Below are 14811 nucleotides of genomic sequence, written 5' to 3'. Positions count from 1 at the left end.
AGTACTCCTCCATCGGAGCCCAGCTCGGTTGACCACGGCCGGCGCAGCACGGAGCCATCATGTCAGGGCGGGGTAGCCCTCGTAACGCGCGGTGAGCGCCTCCAGATAGTGGCCGGCCGGATCGCGGAAATATACGCCCCGGCCGCCGTGGTTGGTATTGATCTCGCCTGGTCTGCGCATCCTGGGATCGGCCCAATATGTGATACCCCGAGCACGAATGCGGTCCATGATCCGATCGAACGTGTCGTCGTTGACCAGGAATGCGTAGTGCTGGCCAGCGAATTCTACGGGTGGTTCGGCAAAATCGAGCACCCGACCGTCGGTCAGGTACACCGCGACGAAGAACCCTGCGTCCTGCGGCTCGGGCAGGTCGAAGATCTCGGTGAAGAACCGCGCGGATTCGTGTTTGTCCCGAGCGGCGATGATCGTGTGGTCGAAACGCACATCCACCTGCGGATGCGACATGTGGAAACTCCTTCTCTCCATGGACGTGGATCTGGCGCGATATCCATGGAGGTGGGGCGGGCCGCGGGCCCGCCCCACAGTCAAGGAGCGGCCGGGAACCCTTCTCGCTCACGGCGTATAGCCGACCCGGCAGTCACATCGCCGACTCTACCACCGGTCGGGCAGGTCGACCCGACACGCTCGCTCAGCGTGCTTTCACATCGCTATAATTCCACAGCAGAATTGTCGTATTCGACTTCGTAGTTGCGAAATGCACGCGAGTCACGCACTTACCCGTCGAGAGCACTACCCTGTTCACCACCCATTCCGCGCACCCCGAAGACAGTAGTCGAGGAGTAACGTGCCCCCAATTCAGATCGCTGTGTGCGGCCCCAGAAACTGCACCGAAATAGACACGACCAATGCACGGGAAGTGGGCAGGCTGCTCGCAACAGCGGGCGCAACCGTCCTGTGCGGTGGCGGATCCGGGGTCATGGCCGCGGTCGCCGCGGGGGCTTCGGACACCGGCGGTCTGGTGGTCGGCATTCGCCCCGACACAGACCCAGAGAACGCATGCGCCGGACTATCCGCAGTGCTGTACACGAACATGGGGGAGGCGCGCAACGCGATCCTCGTCTGGTCCGCCGATGCGGTGATCGTTGTCGGAGGATCGTGGGGCACCCTGTCGGAGCTGGCGCTCGCGAACCGACGTGGCATCCCCGTCGTCACTCTCGGCGGATGGACGATACTGAACGAAGCCGGAGATCCGGTTTCGTCGGCCATCGAGGCCGAATCACCAACGGCAGCAGTCGAAGCGGTCCTGACGGCGCTGAAGTAGTGGCATCTCCTCTGGGCCGCAACCGCAGTGAGCTGGGTTCACGGCGCAGCCGCAGGACCGCACACAGCCGCGCAACATAACGGGACAGTCACCTCTCCTACGGAGTGCAACCATCACAGGCCACAATACCGACGACGGGAACGAGAGCTCCCCGTCGCATCGCGACAGTGTGCCCGCGAATCAATCGCGGTCGAGCACCGCCTGCAGGAATTCACGGGTGCGCGGCTCCCGAGGGTCGGTGAAGATTTGTTCCGCGGGGCCTTCTTCGGCAATGCGACCACGGTCGAGCATCATCACACGATCGGATACCTCACGCGCGAAACGCATTTCATGGGTGACGCACAGAAAGGTGATGCCGGTAGTGGCCGCGATATCCCGGAGGAGATGCAGCACACCGGTGACCAGTTCGGGGTCGAGGGCCGAGGTGACCTCGTCGAGCAGCAACACCTCGGGGTCCATCGCCAGGGCTCGCGCGATCGCCACGCGCTGTTGCTGCCCACCGGACAGTTGGGTCGGGCGCGCTGTGGCCTTGTCCGACAACCCGACCATTTCCAACAACTCGAGGGCGCGAGCCTCCGCGACGTCCTTGGAACGACCGAGCGCGCGAACCGGCCCTTCGGTGATATTGCGCAGCACGTTCATGTTCGGGAACAGGTTGAAATGCTGGAACACCATGCCGATCGAGCGCCGCGCCCGCCGCAGGTGGGCCTCGTCGGCCGGCACCATACGCTTGCCTTTGGGCATGTGGCTCAGCGGCTTCCCGGCCACGTGGATGGTCCCCGAGCTCACCCGCTCCAGCGTCATCAGCAGGCGCAGCACTGTTGTCTTCCCCGAACCCGACGGCCCGATCAAGGAGACGAACTCGCCCGACGGGACCGTGAAGTCGAGTCCTTCGAGGCACACCACATCGCCGTAGGTCTTTCCCACATCGGTGAACTCGATCATCGGGTCCGTGGGTCGCACATCGGCGTCCCCGGTCTGCTCGGGCTCACTTGGCTTCGATAGCTCCAACACGTTCTTGCGCCTTTCGTACCAGGATCGAGCACGGGTAACTCAGTGCGAGGAAGGTGAGCCCAACTGCTACCCACGCCTCGGGCCCAGCGCCCCCGGTGTCCGCGGCATAGACGGTCTTGACCTGATACACCATGTCGAGAACGACGATCGAAGACAGCAGCGGCACCTCCTTGAACATCCCGATGGTGTAATTGCCGAGCGCCGGCAGCACCCGTGGAATCGCCTGCGGGAGAATGACATCTGTCCAAGCCCGCGCCCGAGGCAGATTCAACGCGGTGGCGGCCTCCCACTGTGCCGCTGGCACTGCATCGATGCCGGCACGATAGACCTCGGCGGTGTAGCAGGCGTAATGCACACCCAACGCCAGTACACCGACCAGCAACCGCTGATTGTCGATCGACAGCGCGCCGAACAGTTCCGGGCGCACCACCCAGTAGAGCACGAATATCTGGACCAGCAGCGGCGTGCTGCGCACGAATTCGATGAACGCCCACAGCAGTTGGTCCACCACCGGGATCCGCATCCGCCGGATCATTGCGAAGATCAGCCCGAGTATGTAGGCGACCAACGAGCCCAGCACGGTGAATTGGACGGTCACCCATAGCCCGTCCCAGATATATGGGAAGGCTTCGAAAAACCGCTCCCAACGCCACTTCTCCATCAGCTGCTCACCGCTATCGTCCATCGGCGCGACCGAGCGGGCAGGCGGCGGCCGATCCGCCGAGCGGCCAACCGTTCCAGCACCCGCATGATCACGGTGATCAAGACGGCGAGTAGCAAATAGCACAGCAGCTCGATGGTGTAGATGATGCCGAGTTCCTGCGAGAATGCCGGAACCGCCCGCAGTTCATCTGCCTTTTTGAAGATCTCCGGAACCGCGATGAAGCTCAGCAGTGCCGTGCCCTTCAGTAGCTGAATGAACAGGTTGTTGAACGACGGCAACATCTCCACTACAGCCTGCGGCAAGATCACCCGCCACATTCGCTGCGGCGCAGACAGATTCATCGCTATCGCACCTTCGACCTGAGCGCGTGGCACCGAAGCGACAGCACCACGAACGATTTCGGCGCCGTAGGCGCCATGATTCAGACCGAGCACAATAATCCCGATGATCAACAGCCCCTCGGCGGTGGACCCGAGCGCTATACCCAAGAAGATCGGTACCGCCACCGCGAAGAAGAACAGCTGCACGACCTCCGAGCTGCCACGGAACCCTTCGACATACAGCCGTGCCGGGACACGCAGCCATGCGGACCGCGACAACAGCGCCAAACCCGAGAGGAACGACAACACTACCGTGAGGGCGATGCCGCCCACGGTCGCCCACACCGTGAACGGCAGCCCTTCGAGAATGCGCTCCAGATAGACGTCGAAATTGTCGGTCAAAGGTCAGGCCGCGCAGTACTCTTCGGTGGTCGCGGTCGGATCCGGTTCGTTGACCGCAGTCAGACCGAACGGCTCGACCAGCTTCAGCCATTCACCACTGTCGTGTAGTGCGCGCAGCTCCCGGTTGAAATCTTCGCGGAACTCGTCGTCATCGAGCCGGAAGTTGAAGGTGCCGACGTCGGGCTTACTGTTGAACTGGAACGACGGAGTCACCTCCAAGTTCGTATCCGGATTGTTGCGCACCAGCCAGGACGCGGTGACATCGATCATCGCACTGCCGTAGACGTCGTTGTTGCTCACCGCTCGCAGAATGTCGTCCTGTTTGGCCATCGGCTCGATGAGGGTGGCCGGCACACCTGCTCGTTCGGCATAGTCGTTCTCCGCCGCGCCGCCGAGCGTAGCGATCCGGACATCTTCTCGAGTGATGTCCTCGAATCGAGTGATGTTGCGTGGGTTGCCCTCGGGCACCAGGAATGACGATCCCACCTGGTAGTCCGGAATGGCGAACGCCGAATTTTCGCAGCGCTTCGGATTGATGAACATACCCGCGGCGACGAAAGCGTATTTCTGGGCACGCACGCCGTCGATGAGACCGTCGAAATCGGTCACCACGCCTTCGATTTCGTCGATGCCGAGGTTTTCCAACACCGCGCGCGCCACTGTCGGGGCATATCCGGTCAGTTCACCGTTCGCGTCGAGGTACGCCCACGGCGCCTCGTTCGCAAAGCCGACCTTGATCTTTCCGGATGACTTCGCATCCTCGTAGGTGACAGCTGCACCATCATCGCCCCCCAATCCGCAGCCCGACGCCGCCAGGGTCGCCATCGCGAATGCGGCAGCCATCACCCGCCGCAATCCACGCCTCGGCTTGTTCATCTGTGCCCGTTCGATCATTCGGTCAGCTCCTCGCATAGCCCACTAAGGCTTTCGGGCATACTTTGCGGTTCCGCTATCGGCTACTTTACGATCTGATGACAATGCCCGGTCGTGGCGCGAGAACTCCGACAGGCGTCAGCGGCGATCGTCCCACCGATTACGGTGTCGCACCCCATGGTCGGGAGTCGGGGTCCCGCAGCGCGCGCCATAGTGGTTCGCGACGTTCGTTCGAAGCACCGCCGCCTGGGACGCGCCAACGGCCGAAGAGGCCTGGTCGGTACATCGCCCGCGGACACGGCATGATGGCGGTACCCCTCATCGAGGAACGGAGACGACGATGGCGCGGCAGCATGCGGCCACCGCGGAGTCGGCAGACGAGATCACCGACGCTCTGCTGACCGCGTCACGCCTGCTGGTGGCTCTGTCGGCCCAGTCGATCGCACATGTCGACGAGACGATCACCATTCCCCAGTTCCGGATGTTGGTGGTCCTGTCCACCCGCGGACCCGCCAAGATCGCCACGCTGGCCGAGATCCTGACCGTACAGCCGTCGACAGCTACCCGGATGGTCGAGCGCCTGGTCACCGCCGGCCTGATCGATCGCAAACCCAACCCGGACTCGCGCCGCGAGCTGATCATCGCGCTGACCGAACGTGGCCGCCAGGTCGTCGACGCGGTGACCGCTCGGCGACGTGCGGAAATAGCCACGGTCGTCGATCGTATGCCGGCAACCGACCGGTCCGGATTGGTGCGCGCCCTGAATGCCTTCAGCGCCGCCGGTGGTGAACCGACCGTGGTTGCCGAAGTCGACACGTATCAACTCTGAATCCGTCCTCGACTCCTCCGCGGAGGACACGTGCCGGGCCGCGGCCGCCGACCGTGATCCCGACTTCCCTCTTGCCGATTCACGGCACGAGCTACGAAGCCCACCCCCGACACCTGGCCGGAGTAGAAGAACAGTGCACTGAGCAACTGTTGCAGTATGCTTCTTTCGACTACGATTGGACGTATGCCCAAAGTGAATGCCCGGCGAACCCGTCCACGAGGAAGTGAGCATGGTGACCGCCACCGAACAAGGCCGTGACACCCGTGAGCGGCTGATGGACGCAGCAGTCGAATTGATCGCCGAGCGAGGCTGGGGCGCGGTGACCACTCGCGTCGTCGCCGATCGAGCACGGCTGCGGCCAGGCCTGGTGCACTACCACTTCGCCTCGGTGAACGATCTGCTGATCGACGCGTCGCTGCGCCTGATTCGGCAGATGGGGTCCGACCTACTCGACCACGTCCTGCAACAGCGAGGCCCCGCCCGGGTGGAACACCTGGTGCGCACCATCACGGCGTACACGGCCGCCGACATGGACACCCGGGTCGTCAGCGAAATGCTGCTGGCGGCAACCCGCCATACGCGACTGCGCACAGAGTTGGGCTCGCTGCTGCGTGGATTCCGCAGCACGGTCACCTCATGGCTGCGCGCCGCCGACACAACCGACGCCGACACAACCGACGCCGGCGCAACCGCGGCCGTACTGCTGGCGGCGTTCGACGGACTCGTGCTGCATCGGCTGATCGATCCCGGGCTGGGCGAACTCGGGATCGCGGGCCCGCTGCGCCGGCTGGCCGGACTGTCCGCGACTGCGCGACCCGAGGAGCCCGGTGATGAATGAGCAACCGATCGCCGCCGACCGTGGTGGAATCCGACTGCGTGGCGTGCACAAGACCTACGGCGCCGGCGAGGCCACCGTGCACGCGTTGCGGGATGTCGATGTCGACATTTCCCCCGGTGAATTGGTTGCCGTCCTGGGCGCCAGCGGTTCGGGCAAAACCACCATGCTCAATGTGATCGGCGGCATCGAATCCGTCGACAGCGGTACGGTGGTCGTGGCCGGACAGGATATTTCGGGCCGGCCGCCTGCCACACTCGGCGAATTCCGTCGCGTCCATATCGGTTTCGTCTTCCAATTCTTCAATCTCATTCCCAGCCTCACCGCCAGCGAAAATGTCGAGGCGATCGTCGAGCTCACCGGGCGCGGCAACCGCGACCGAATACCCGAACTACTCGCGGCAGTCGGACTGTCCGATCGCGCGAACCATTTCCCGGCCCAACTGTCGGGTGGACAACAACAACGGGTAGCGATCGCCCGTGCCCTGGCGACCGATCCGGACCTGGTGCTGGCCGACGAACCGACCGGCTCTCTGGACGTCGCCACCGGCCGCGAGGTCTTGGCGCTGCTGCAGCGGACCACGCGCGCCGGGCGTGGGGTCGTGATGGTGTCCCACAACGAAGCAGCCGCCGCGATCGCCGACCGCATCATCCACATGCGCGATGGGTACGTCGTCGCCGACGACCGCAACGCCACACCGACCGACGCGGCCTCGGTACGGTGGTGATCGCCGTGCGACCGATCAGAACCGGAGTTCTGACCCGCAAGGTGCGCCGCGATCTGCGTCGCCGACCGGCACAAGCGGCCGCCATCGCGGTAACGGTCATGCTGGGTGTGCTGCTGTTCGTCGCCAGCTACGACTCTTTCCGCAACCTGTCGACCTCCTACGAACGCACCTACACACGACTGCATTTCGCCGACTTCACCGCAACCGGCGGCGATCCGATCGCAGCCGCGGCGGCCGTCCGCGAAACCAGCGGGGTCGCACGCGTGTCGGTACGCACCCGAGCCGACGTCCCGATGACGATCGGCACAGCAAAGCTGCTCGGGCGGATCAGCGGGCTCGCTGCCGACCCGAACTCCGGCGTGAACGACATCGACCTCACCGCGGGACGACTGCCCGACTCCGGGCAGACGAACGAAGTCGTCATCGAGCAGCACACCGCCGACACGTTCGGGTTGGGCGTAGGCGACCGATTCCAGGTCTTCGATGGCAGCGCATGGCAGCGGGTGATCGTGTCCGGCGTCGGCCACTCTCCGGAATACCTCTGGCCGGCGCGCAACCGGCAAGAGTTGTTCGCCGACCCGCACTCGTTCGCGATCGCCTTCGCCGCGCCGCTGCAAGCCCAGAGCCTTTCCGGGCGAACCGGACCCACCGAGACCCTTGTCGAAATGTCGGCGACCGCAACTGCTGCCGATCACGATCGGGTCGCCGCGCTACTGCGGTCGAGCGGCGCCAACGATGTCCTTACGCGCGCAGAGCAGCCCTCCGACGCGGCCTTGAGCGAGGACCTCCGCGCATTCTCCGAGATCGCCGTCGGGTTCCCGCTGTTGTTTCTCCTGGCCGCGGGGATCGCCGAATACGTACTGTTGACCCGACTCGTACGCGCCGAACGTCCGGTCATCGGCACACTGCTGGCCATGGGCGCACGCCGTGGCGCGCTGATCCGCCACTACGTGACCTACAGCATGATCGTCGCGGTGATCGGCGGTGTGGCCGGCGCGGCCCTGGGTACGGCGGCCACCGCCGTGGTCACCCGCGCCTACACCGGAGTGATCGGCATCCCGGATACCGTCGTGGAGCACCGAATATCCACCCTGACGATCGGACTGGGCCTCGGTCTGGCCGCGGGCGTTTTCGCAGCGGTCGCCCCAGCGCTCGCGGCCGCGCGCACCGCCCCGGCACAGGCCATGCGCGGTAACGGGGTCCATCTGCTGCATCCGGGCCCCCTTGCGCGAATCTCGGCACGCTGGACCGGACTTCCGGCAGTGGCCAGGATGACCCTCCGATCGCTCACCCGTGACCGCCGCCGCACGCTGGCCACGATGACCGGCACCGTTTTGGCGCTGGTGCTGATTCTGGCCTCGGTCGGCATGGTCACCAGCATGCGAACTCTCGTCGCCGTGCAGTTCGAGCAGGTCAACCGTCAGGACGCCACCGTGGTGGTCGCTCCGGAGGGCAGCGAGCACACCGGAGCGCTATACCAGGTACCCGGTGTCGCCGAGGTAGAAACCGGGTTGGCAGCCCCGGTCACGGTGCAGGCCAACGGCAGAAGCTATACCACCACGCTCACCGGGCTGCAGCCGAATACCACGATGCACGGCTTCCGAACCGTCAGTGGCGCCGCCGGCCTCCCCACCGACGGCCTGGTCGCCGGATCCGCGCTCTCTGAGCGACTCGACGTCCACGTGGGCGATACCCTCACAGTCGTTGCTGCATCCGGGGGCTCTGCCCGCGAAGTCCGGCTCGCCGCACTCGTGGACGAACCACTCGGCACCGTCCTCTACGCTACCGATACCACCGCCCGGATCATCGCGCCCACAGCACTGCCCACCTATCTGCTACGGTTCGCACCCGGTGCGGACCGCGACGACATCCGCGCCGCGGTCACGCGCCTGCCCGGCACGGTCGCCTACACGGATACGCTCGCGCTGCGAGCCACCTTCGACCGATTTCTCGGGCTGTTCTGGGTCTTCATTGCCGTCATGCTCGGCTTCGGCGCAATCCTCGCCTTCACGGTCATCTATGTGACCATGACGGTGAATCTGGCCGAACGCACGACCGAACTGGCCACCCTGCGGGCAGCCGGCGTGGCGAACCGACGACTCACCGCCGCGCTCGCCGCCGAGAACCTCACGGCCACAGCATTGGCCACTCCATTGGGACTCGGCGCCGGAATTGCGGTGGCCTGGGCGTTTCTCAGGTCGTTCAGCAGCGACATGTTCACCATGCATCTGTCTCTGGGGGCGTCGGCGCCCGCTCTCGCGGTGGCGGCGGTTCTCGTGGCAGCCGGACTGTCGCAACTGCCTGCCCTGCGTTTCCTACAGCGCATCGACATCGCTCGTGTCGTCCGCGAGCGAGCGCAATAGCAAAGGAGAAGCCTCACATGGCCACAACCGAATCCTCGGGCGCGCTGGGCGCCCGTGCCATGCGCACCCGATGGCTGGTTCGGGCACCCATTCGTCTCTACCGCGCCGGGCTCGGATTCGTGTTCGGCCCCAAACTCTTGATGCTCGAACACATCGGCCGGCGCAGTGGCGCCCGACGCTACGTCGTGTTGGAGGTCGTCGACCGCCCCGCGCGCGACGAATACGTTATCGTTTCCGGATTCGGTGCCCGGGCGCAGTGGTATCGCAATATTCGAGTCCATTCCAGGGCGCGGGTGTGGACCGGGCTGCGTCGTGGCCTGCCGGCCACCGCGATCGAGCTGACCCGCGACGAGGCCGCGACGGCACTCGACGAGTACATTCGTCGGCATCCACGCGCCTGGAAGAAGCTGCGGGCCGTCATCGAACACGCGACCGGCGCACCCGTGCAGGCACTACCCATGGTTCGACTGCACATCGACCACCGTTGAGGAATCACCCCGATGTCGCGCCGATCTCGATGTCGCCGATCCCGATGTCGCCGATCCCGATGTCGCAGCCGCACACTGCCGTTGCTCACCCCAGGTATTGCCTCAGGTACGGCGCGGCCTCGACCGGATGTTGCGCAGGGATTCCCTCGTTGATGTTGCGGAACTTCCAGCCACCATCGGCCCGGACCACCGTACCCATCACCAGTCCGGTGGCAGCGACGCCGCTGAGTTGGTGGCGAGAGATCTCGGTGTCGGAGCCGCCATCGACCATGCGCCAAAACGCATTCCGGACAGCGGCAAAGGTATGGCCGCTGTAGCAGGTCACCAGGAACAGCACGGTCGAGACCTCGGCGGGGACGGTGGCCAAGTCGACTGTGATGATCTCGTTGTCGCCCTTACCTTCACCGGTGGTGCTGTCGCCGTGGTGGCGAACCGAGCCGTCTCGAGATTCCAGCTGCTCGTGGTAGACGACATCGGTCAGTTGTTCGCCACGAAACAACAACGCGGCAGCGTTCAAGTCGATGTCGCGTTCTCGGAACCAGCGCCGAATCGGGTCCCAGCCCAATGCCATGACGAGATAACCGATGGGTATACCGCTGTGATCGCGCAGTTCGATGGACACCCCGTGCTCCCTTCCTCCATGACGACTGCGGTCGTGCTGCCGCCCTCCCTGACGACTGCGGCAGTGCTGCCGCCAACGGCGCCCAACCGATGTCGATCTCTACCGTCAGCCTGCCAGGAGCCAGAACCACACTGCGCGCGGGAGTGCGCTGTCGTCGTGCTCGGAGGGACCCGACCCGGTCGGACGAACCCGACTGCGCGACGATCTCGCCGTACCCGACGATGGATCGCCGCAATCGAGTGACCTCAACGAGCCTAACCGCCGCGGCAACGAACGTGTGTGCGATCGATGAGGAAGACCGATACTGCAGTGGTCACGATGGCGTCGGGCTACCCGATTACGGCGTTCATGATCGTGCCGGCGCTTGTCGCCACGGCGCCGCCGGCCATAGCACTGGCGATCATCTTGGGCGACTGCAGGCCACCACCGTTCCACTTCTCCCAGGCGAATCTGCCTCCGCCATAGGTGATCGCGGTGACACCGGACAGTTGGACCAACCAGGTGAAATACCGGCCCATCTGCATCAACTTGTCGGCCATCGGCGGCGCTTCCGCGGTCGGATTTTCTATCTGCGCGACAACGACCTCGTGGAGCGAGGCAAGAATGATACTCACGTTCGTGCTCCTTTTCGCATACTGCGGTGCTGCTGGAGACAGGTTCGGGAGAAAGAGCTGCGCTGCCGGGAGTCCGACGCGCCACGGTTGTTGCGAGTCGACCACGCACGCCGATCCGACCGCCCAGGTGGCGGTCGTATCCTCTGTGGCGTGTGGGGTGACTGTCGCACTGCGCGTGACGTGGTCAATTAGACCGCATCGCTATTCGACCTACTTCGCGACACACCGTTGCGCACGACTCGGCCCGGTCCAACTCGGCCCGGTCTTCGACCCGCCGCGCCCGGGTGATCGCTGGCGGCGGTGGCCCCATGCGCAGGGGCTCACTCGGCGACCTTCACCACGAGCTTGCCGAAATTGCGTCCCTCCAGCAGTCCGATGAAAGCCTCAGGAGCAGCGTCCAAGCCGGTCACGACATCCTCGAGGTAGCGAACGCGACCCTCGGCGACCCATTCGCCCATTTCGCGCAGGAAATCGGGGTACAGCGTGGGAGCGAACTCGTCCTGCAGGAACCCGCGCACGGTGACACTCTTGATCAGGATGCGGTGATAAAAGGCGGGCAATCTGTCCGGACCCGGTGGCGAGCCGGTGGCGTTGTAGTCCGCGATCATGCCGCAGATCGGTACCCGTGCATACTTGTTCAGCAGGGGAAAGACCGCCTGCGCCACTGCCCCGCCGACATTTTCGAAATACACGTCGATACCGTCGGGGACAGCGGCCGCCAACTGGTCGGCGAAATCCGGGGCGCGATGATCGAGCGCAGCGTCGAAACCGATTTCTCGCAGATAGGCGACCTTGCGCGCGCCACCTGCGATGCCGATACTGCGGGCGCCTTTGATCTTGGCGATCTGCCCGACCGCCGAACCGACCGGCCCGGTCGCCGCCGCGACCGCCACGGTCTCGCCCGGCGAAGGCTTGCCGATCTCGAGCAGACCCGCGTAGGCGGCGAACCCCGGCATCCCGAGCACGCCGAGCGCGGTCGACAACGGCAGGGTTGTCGGTTCGAGCTTTCGCACATTCTGGGCAGGGACCACCGCGTGCGTCTGCCAGCCGGTAAAGGCCAGCACGATATCGCCCGCCTCCAGCAAGGGGTCTCGAGATTCGAGTACATCGACTACCGTGGCGCCGGCCATCACCTGGCCGATCTCGAGCGGTGGGGCATAGGACTCGGCCGTACTCATCAGACCGCGCATATACGGATCCAGGGACAGAAACAACGTCCGCACCAGCACATGTCCCGGCTGCAGAGCCGGGGTGTCCACGGTCTCGGTCCGAAAATTCTCCGGGATCGGTGGGCCCGCCGGCCGAGAAGCGAGCACAATTCGCATCGACTCGGTCATGCACCACACTCTAGTCCGCCAAGACCTGCCTCACCTGCGAGGACACCGTCCTGCCCGGGTCGCGACCGATCCGGCGACCTCAGCGTGCCGAAGAGTAGGTTGAACCCAGCACGTGACCACGGATTCGGCTCCACCCCCGCCCGGCATCAGATGTTCGAGGAGTTCACTTGGCACGGCACCATCGCCCGCACCGCCACGGCGTCGCCATCGTCGTTGCCGTGATGGCCGGGCTGCTGGCCGCCGGCACTCCAGAAGCCCTTGCCCGCCCCATCGGTCCCTACGACGTCGGCGGAGCCATCGAAGTCGAATACGACCAGGCTGGCGGACCCGCGTTCTTCGGCGACCCCATCTCTCCCGAATCCACTGCGGCCCGGGGCGGACGCTTTCAAGTCTTCGAGCGCGGGTCCTCCATCTATTGGCGGGCCGATACCGGAGCCCACCAAGTGGGTGGAGCGATCCGCGACAAGTGGGCAACCCTGGGCTACGAGAGTGGACAGCTCGGATATCCGGTGACCCGAGAAAGAGCGACGCCGTCGAAGCCGGGCCGCTACAACGTCTTCCACGGCGGCTCCATCTATTGGTCCGTCGGCACGGCCGCACACCAGATCGGCGGCGCAATCCGCCAGAAGTGGGGTTCTTACGGTTGGGAGAGCGGCCCGCTGGGATTTCCCATCACCGACGAAACCCCTGCCCGGACCGACAGCGGCCGCTACAACCTCTTCGGGGGCGGGGCCATCTACTGGTCTCCTCGCACCGATGCCCACATCGTCTGGGGAGCTATCCGCGGGACCTGGGAAGCCGCAGGCGCCGAATCCGGCCGCTACGGCTACCCCACCAGCGACGAATACGACTACGACGACGGCAAGGCCCAAGACTTCCAAGGCGGCCGCATCACCTGGAATCCTTGAGCATCATTTCCTTTCGCGGCCAATCGACTCCGCTGTGGCTGGCATGCGCCGCTGAGGTCGTGTCTCGTCGAACTCCATCGAGATCGACCTCACCCAGCTCTTCATCACGGAACGGATCCCACACCATCGCCACGGCCGACCCGACCAACAACACGACGACGATGACCACTACCACTCCATACAGCACGTCCCAACATCCTCCCGAAGTACGATCACCAATGAATCTGTGCCGGGTTTTCAACGGGCACAGCTCTTTTCACGCGGCCCGATAGTAGACCCCCGCTTCGCACTCGGCATGTCGAGACCCACCTCGCGGCCGTGCTGGGACCCGGCGGCGCTCGTGCGCGCGCTCGCAGCACGCGCATCAGCGCGCCATCGTGAAACTCCGCAGACATACGCACAGAATCACGAGCTTTGGGCATACTTCGAGCTACCGTCTTCGGTCATGGACGACATCGAACTGCAGCCGCCGACCGTCGCCTCCGCCACACATACCGGACTGATCTTGGATATCGCCGCCCTCGAAATCTACAGCCCGCTATCGGGAGCCGATGGGTTGGGCTATCCATACATCCGCTGCACCGATCACCGAGTCCTGCGGGTACCCGAGCCCCTACACCAATGGGCGGCCGACACCATCGCGCTCGAACACGCCAGACACGCCACCGGCGCACGGCCATTGTTTCCCGGGCAAGTCGAATTCGGCATCCTCGACGGCACCATGTATGCCGAAGTCCTGTGAACGACAGGTGAACCTGTGGTGGGAGCTCGATCGGTCCGCCGAGCTCCCACCACGGTCTCACGACCAACCGACCACGCCTGGCGCGTCGATACTCCGGCCTGGGACGAGAACTGGTCCGCGCCTGCCAGGGGCGCTCGATCCCCTGCCCTCGAGCGCCGATCGGTGATCATCTCGTGCGCTCGACCACCCCACGGACGAAAGCCGCTTGGCCGGCATGCTGCAGATCGTCGGCAAGTACGCTGACCAACCGGACCCCCAGTGTCACCGGCGGATCCCATCGCGTATCGACGATGCGTTCGAAGTCGGCGTCACGCAATGTCCGGACGAATCGCAGAGTCTGTTCGTGCACCGCATCGTAGTAGCCGGCGAGCAGCTCGGCCGGGGCACGAACGGCGGCGATGTCGGCAGGGCCGTCACCATACCCGGTCGCCGCCTTGTCGATGGGCAGACCGAATCGGTCGTACCAGTCCTGCGTGGTCCAGACCTGCTCCATATCGGCAGCGTCGGCCATGTGGTCGTCCTGCACCCGGGTCAGATGCCAGACCAACCACGCGATCGAGTTGGCCCCCGGATCGATCCGATAGCACAGCTGATCCTCCCCCAGTCCGTCCACTGCCTCGTGCACTACTTCTCGGATCCGCCCGAAGGCGTCGAGCAACACATCGACACTGATCATCCCCGAGACTCCTCTCTCGATGTCAATGCACCGACGGTACTCACCAGGGGCACTCGCCCGGCGCAGCTGTCGCGGTGCGCCGCCGCCCGGACCGGTGCATGGCACGATGGAGCGC

The 14811-nt window shown here is 64.8% G+C and carries 18 protein-coding genes; 8 read left to right on the top strand and 10 right to left on the bottom strand.

The window, feature by feature from the left end; translation table 11 throughout:
* Nucleotides 1–57: 57 nt before the first annotated feature.
* Nucleotides 58–465, bottom strand: a complete 408-nt coding sequence (locus K940_RS0116375; protein ID WP_231390404.1) for a VOC family protein — start codon at nt 463–465, stop codon at nt 58–60.
* Nucleotides 466–805: 340 nt separating this feature from the next.
* Between K940_RS0116375 and K940_RS28635 the strand changes: the two genes are divergently transcribed.
* The gene (locus tag K940_RS28635; RefSeq protein ID WP_231390403.1) at nt 806–1282 is read left to right on the top strand and encodes an LOG family protein; all 477 of its coding nucleotides are present in this window, start codon (nt 806–808) and stop codon (nt 1280–1282) included.
* Between the two features lie 180 nt (nt 1283–1462).
* Here K940_RS28635 and ehuA read toward each other — a convergent pair whose 3' ends face one another.
* From ehuA to ehuB, 4 genes are read right to left on the bottom strand one after another with little or no spacing between them, the layout of a single operon-like run.
* Complete coding sequence (ehuA, locus tag K940_RS0116365; protein ID WP_028478433.1) at nt 1463–2227, bottom strand: ectoine/hydroxyectoine ABC transporter ATP-binding protein EhuA; 765 nt, start codon at nt 2225–2227, stop codon at nt 1463–1465.
* Nucleotides 2228–2270: 43 nt separating this feature from the next.
* A complete protein-coding gene (gene ehuD, locus K940_RS0116360) occupies nt 2271–2981 on the bottom strand; it encodes an ectoine/hydroxyectoine ABC transporter permease subunit EhuD (RefSeq protein ID WP_231390402.1) in 711 nt (236 codons plus the stop codon).
* Complete coding sequence (locus K940_RS0116355; protein WP_028478431.1) at nt 2957–3682, bottom strand: amino acid ABC transporter permease; 726 nt, start codon at nt 3680–3682, stop codon at nt 2957–2959. The genes ehuD and K940_RS0116355 overlap by 25 nt, the downstream gene beginning before the upstream one ends.
* A gap of 3 nt (nt 3683–3685) precedes the next feature.
* Nucleotides 3686–4576 (bottom strand): ectoine/hydroxyectoine ABC transporter substrate-binding protein EhuB, encoded by an 891-nt coding sequence (gene ehuB, locus K940_RS0116350; protein ID WP_051407259.1) that lies wholly within the window; start codon nt 4574–4576, stop codon nt 3686–3688.
* Nucleotides 4577–4895: 319 nt separating this feature from the next.
* Here ehuB and K940_RS0116345 point away from each other — a divergent pair, with 319 nt between their 5' ends.
* The 5 genes from K940_RS0116345 to K940_RS0116325 all read left to right on the top strand — a co-directional run bounded on the left by K940_RS0116345 (nt 4896) and on the right by K940_RS0116325 (nt 9797).
* The gene (locus tag K940_RS0116345) at nt 4896–5384 is read left to right on the top strand and encodes a MarR family winged helix-turn-helix transcriptional regulator (protein ID WP_028478429.1); all 489 of its coding nucleotides are present in this window, start codon (nt 4896–4898) and stop codon (nt 5382–5384) included.
* A 196-nt stretch (nt 5385–5580) separates the two neighbouring features.
* Nucleotides 5581–6222 carry a TetR/AcrR family transcriptional regulator gene (locus K940_RS0116340; protein ID WP_231390401.1) on the top strand — a complete coding sequence of 214 codons (642 nt, stop codon included), beginning with the start codon at nt 5581–5583 and terminating at the stop codon, nt 6220–6222.
* Nucleotides 6212–6946, top strand: coding sequence for an ABC transporter ATP-binding protein (locus tag K940_RS0116335; RefSeq protein WP_369797515.1), 735 nt, complete (start codon nt 6212–6214; stop codon nt 6944–6946). The genes K940_RS0116340 and K940_RS0116335 overlap by 11 nt, the downstream gene beginning before the upstream one ends.
* A gap of 5 nt (nt 6947–6951) precedes the next feature.
* A complete protein-coding gene (locus K940_RS0116330) occupies nt 6952–9309 on the top strand; it encodes an FtsX-like permease family protein (protein ID WP_369797514.1) in 2358 nt (785 codons plus the stop codon).
* Nucleotides 9310–9326: 17 nt separating this feature from the next.
* The gene (locus tag K940_RS0116325) at nt 9327–9797 is read left to right on the top strand and encodes a nitroreductase family deazaflavin-dependent oxidoreductase (RefSeq protein WP_028478425.1); all 471 of its coding nucleotides are present in this window, start codon (nt 9327–9329) and stop codon (nt 9795–9797) included.
* 85 nt (nt 9798–9882) lie between these two features.
* Here K940_RS0116325 and K940_RS28630 read toward each other — a convergent pair whose 3' ends face one another.
* From K940_RS28630 to K940_RS0116310, 3 genes are all read right to left on the bottom strand, one after another.
* Nucleotides 9883–10419 carry a TerD family protein gene (locus K940_RS28630; RefSeq protein WP_036528855.1) on the bottom strand — a complete coding sequence of 179 codons (537 nt, stop codon included), beginning with the start codon at nt 10417–10419 and terminating at the stop codon, nt 9883–9885.
* A gap of 329 nt (nt 10420–10748) precedes the next feature.
* On the bottom strand, nt 10749–11027 hold the full coding sequence (locus K940_RS0116315; RefSeq protein ID WP_028478424.1) for a hypothetical protein: 279 nt from the start codon (nt 11025–11027) through the stop codon (nt 10749–10751).
* 326 nt (nt 11028–11353) lie between these two features.
* Complete coding sequence (locus K940_RS0116310; protein ID WP_028478423.1) at nt 11354–12370, bottom strand: NADP-dependent oxidoreductase; 1017 nt, start codon at nt 12368–12370, stop codon at nt 11354–11356.
* A 167-nt stretch (nt 12371–12537) separates the two neighbouring features.
* Here K940_RS0116310 and K940_RS0116305 point away from each other — a divergent pair, with 167 nt between their 5' ends.
* Nucleotides 12538–13278, top strand: coding sequence for a hypothetical protein (locus tag K940_RS0116305; RefSeq protein ID WP_028478422.1), 741 nt, complete (start codon nt 12538–12540; stop codon nt 13276–13278).
* Here the strand turns inward: K940_RS0116305 and K940_RS0116300 are convergent.
* Nucleotides 13262–13465, bottom strand: coding sequence for a hypothetical protein (locus K940_RS0116300; protein WP_028478421.1), 204 nt, complete (start codon nt 13463–13465; stop codon nt 13262–13264). The two genes, K940_RS0116305 and K940_RS0116300, sit on opposite strands and share 17 nt — an antisense overlap.
* 258 nt (nt 13466–13723) lie before the next feature.
* On the opposite strand from K940_RS0116300, the gene K940_RS0116295 reads away from it, so the two are divergent.
* Complete coding sequence (locus K940_RS0116295) at nt 13724–14020, top strand: hypothetical protein (protein WP_028478420.1); 297 nt, start codon at nt 13724–13726, stop codon at nt 14018–14020.
* 166 nt (nt 14021–14186) lie between these two features.
* Here the strand turns inward: K940_RS0116295 and K940_RS0116290 are convergent, their stop codons facing one another.
* A complete protein-coding gene (locus K940_RS0116290) occupies nt 14187–14696 on the bottom strand; it encodes a DUF664 domain-containing protein (protein WP_196812228.1) in 510 nt (169 codons plus the stop codon).
* Nucleotides 14697–14811: the final 115 nt, after the last annotated feature.

Source organism: Nocardia sp. CNY236 (genome assembly GCF_000482385.1).
GTDB lineage: Bacteria > Actinomycetota > Actinomycetes > Mycobacteriales > Mycobacteriaceae > Nocardia.
This window is presented reverse-complemented; position numbering and strand designations above follow the sequence as displayed.

What these genes read in the sequence shown, in the direction of transcription:
- ehuA (WP_028478433.1), bottom strand. Translation starts at nt 2,227, where the DNA reads ATGATCGAGTTCACCGATGTGGGAAAGACCTACGGCGATGTGGTGTGC.
- ehuB (WP_051407259.1), bottom strand. Translation starts at nt 4,576, where the DNA reads ATGATCGAACGGGCACAGATGAACAAGCCGAGGCGTGGATTGCGGCGG.
- K940_RS0116375 (WP_231390404.1), bottom strand. Translation starts at nt 465, where the DNA reads ATGTCGCATCCGCAGGTGGATGTGCGTTTCGACCACACGATCATCGCC.
- K940_RS0116290 (WP_196812228.1), bottom strand. Translation starts at nt 14,696, where the DNA reads ATGATCAGTGTCGATGTGTTGCTCGACGCCTTCGGGCGGATCCGAGAA.
- K940_RS0116345 (WP_028478429.1), top strand. Translation starts at nt 4,896, where the DNA reads ATGGCGCGGCAGCATGCGGCCACCGCGGAGTCGGCAGACGAGATCACC.
- K940_RS0116325 (WP_028478425.1), top strand. Translation starts at nt 9,327, where the DNA reads ATGGCCACAACCGAATCCTCGGGCGCGCTGGGCGCCCGTGCCATGCGC.
- K940_RS0116295 (WP_028478420.1), top strand. Translation starts at nt 13,724, where the DNA reads ATGGACGACATCGAACTGCAGCCGCCGACCGTCGCCTCCGCCACACAT.
- ehuD (WP_231390402.1), bottom strand. Translation starts at nt 2,981, where the DNA reads ATGGACGATAGCGGTGAGCAGCTGATGGAGAAGTGGCGTTGGGAGCGG.
- K940_RS0116340 (WP_231390401.1), top strand. Translation starts at nt 5,581, where the DNA reads ATGCCCGGCGAACCCGTCCACGAGGAAGTGAGCATGGTGACCGCCACC.
- K940_RS0116310 (WP_028478423.1), bottom strand. Translation starts at nt 12,370, where the DNA reads ATGACCGAGTCGATGCGAATTGTGCTCGCTTCTCGGCCGGCGGGCCCA.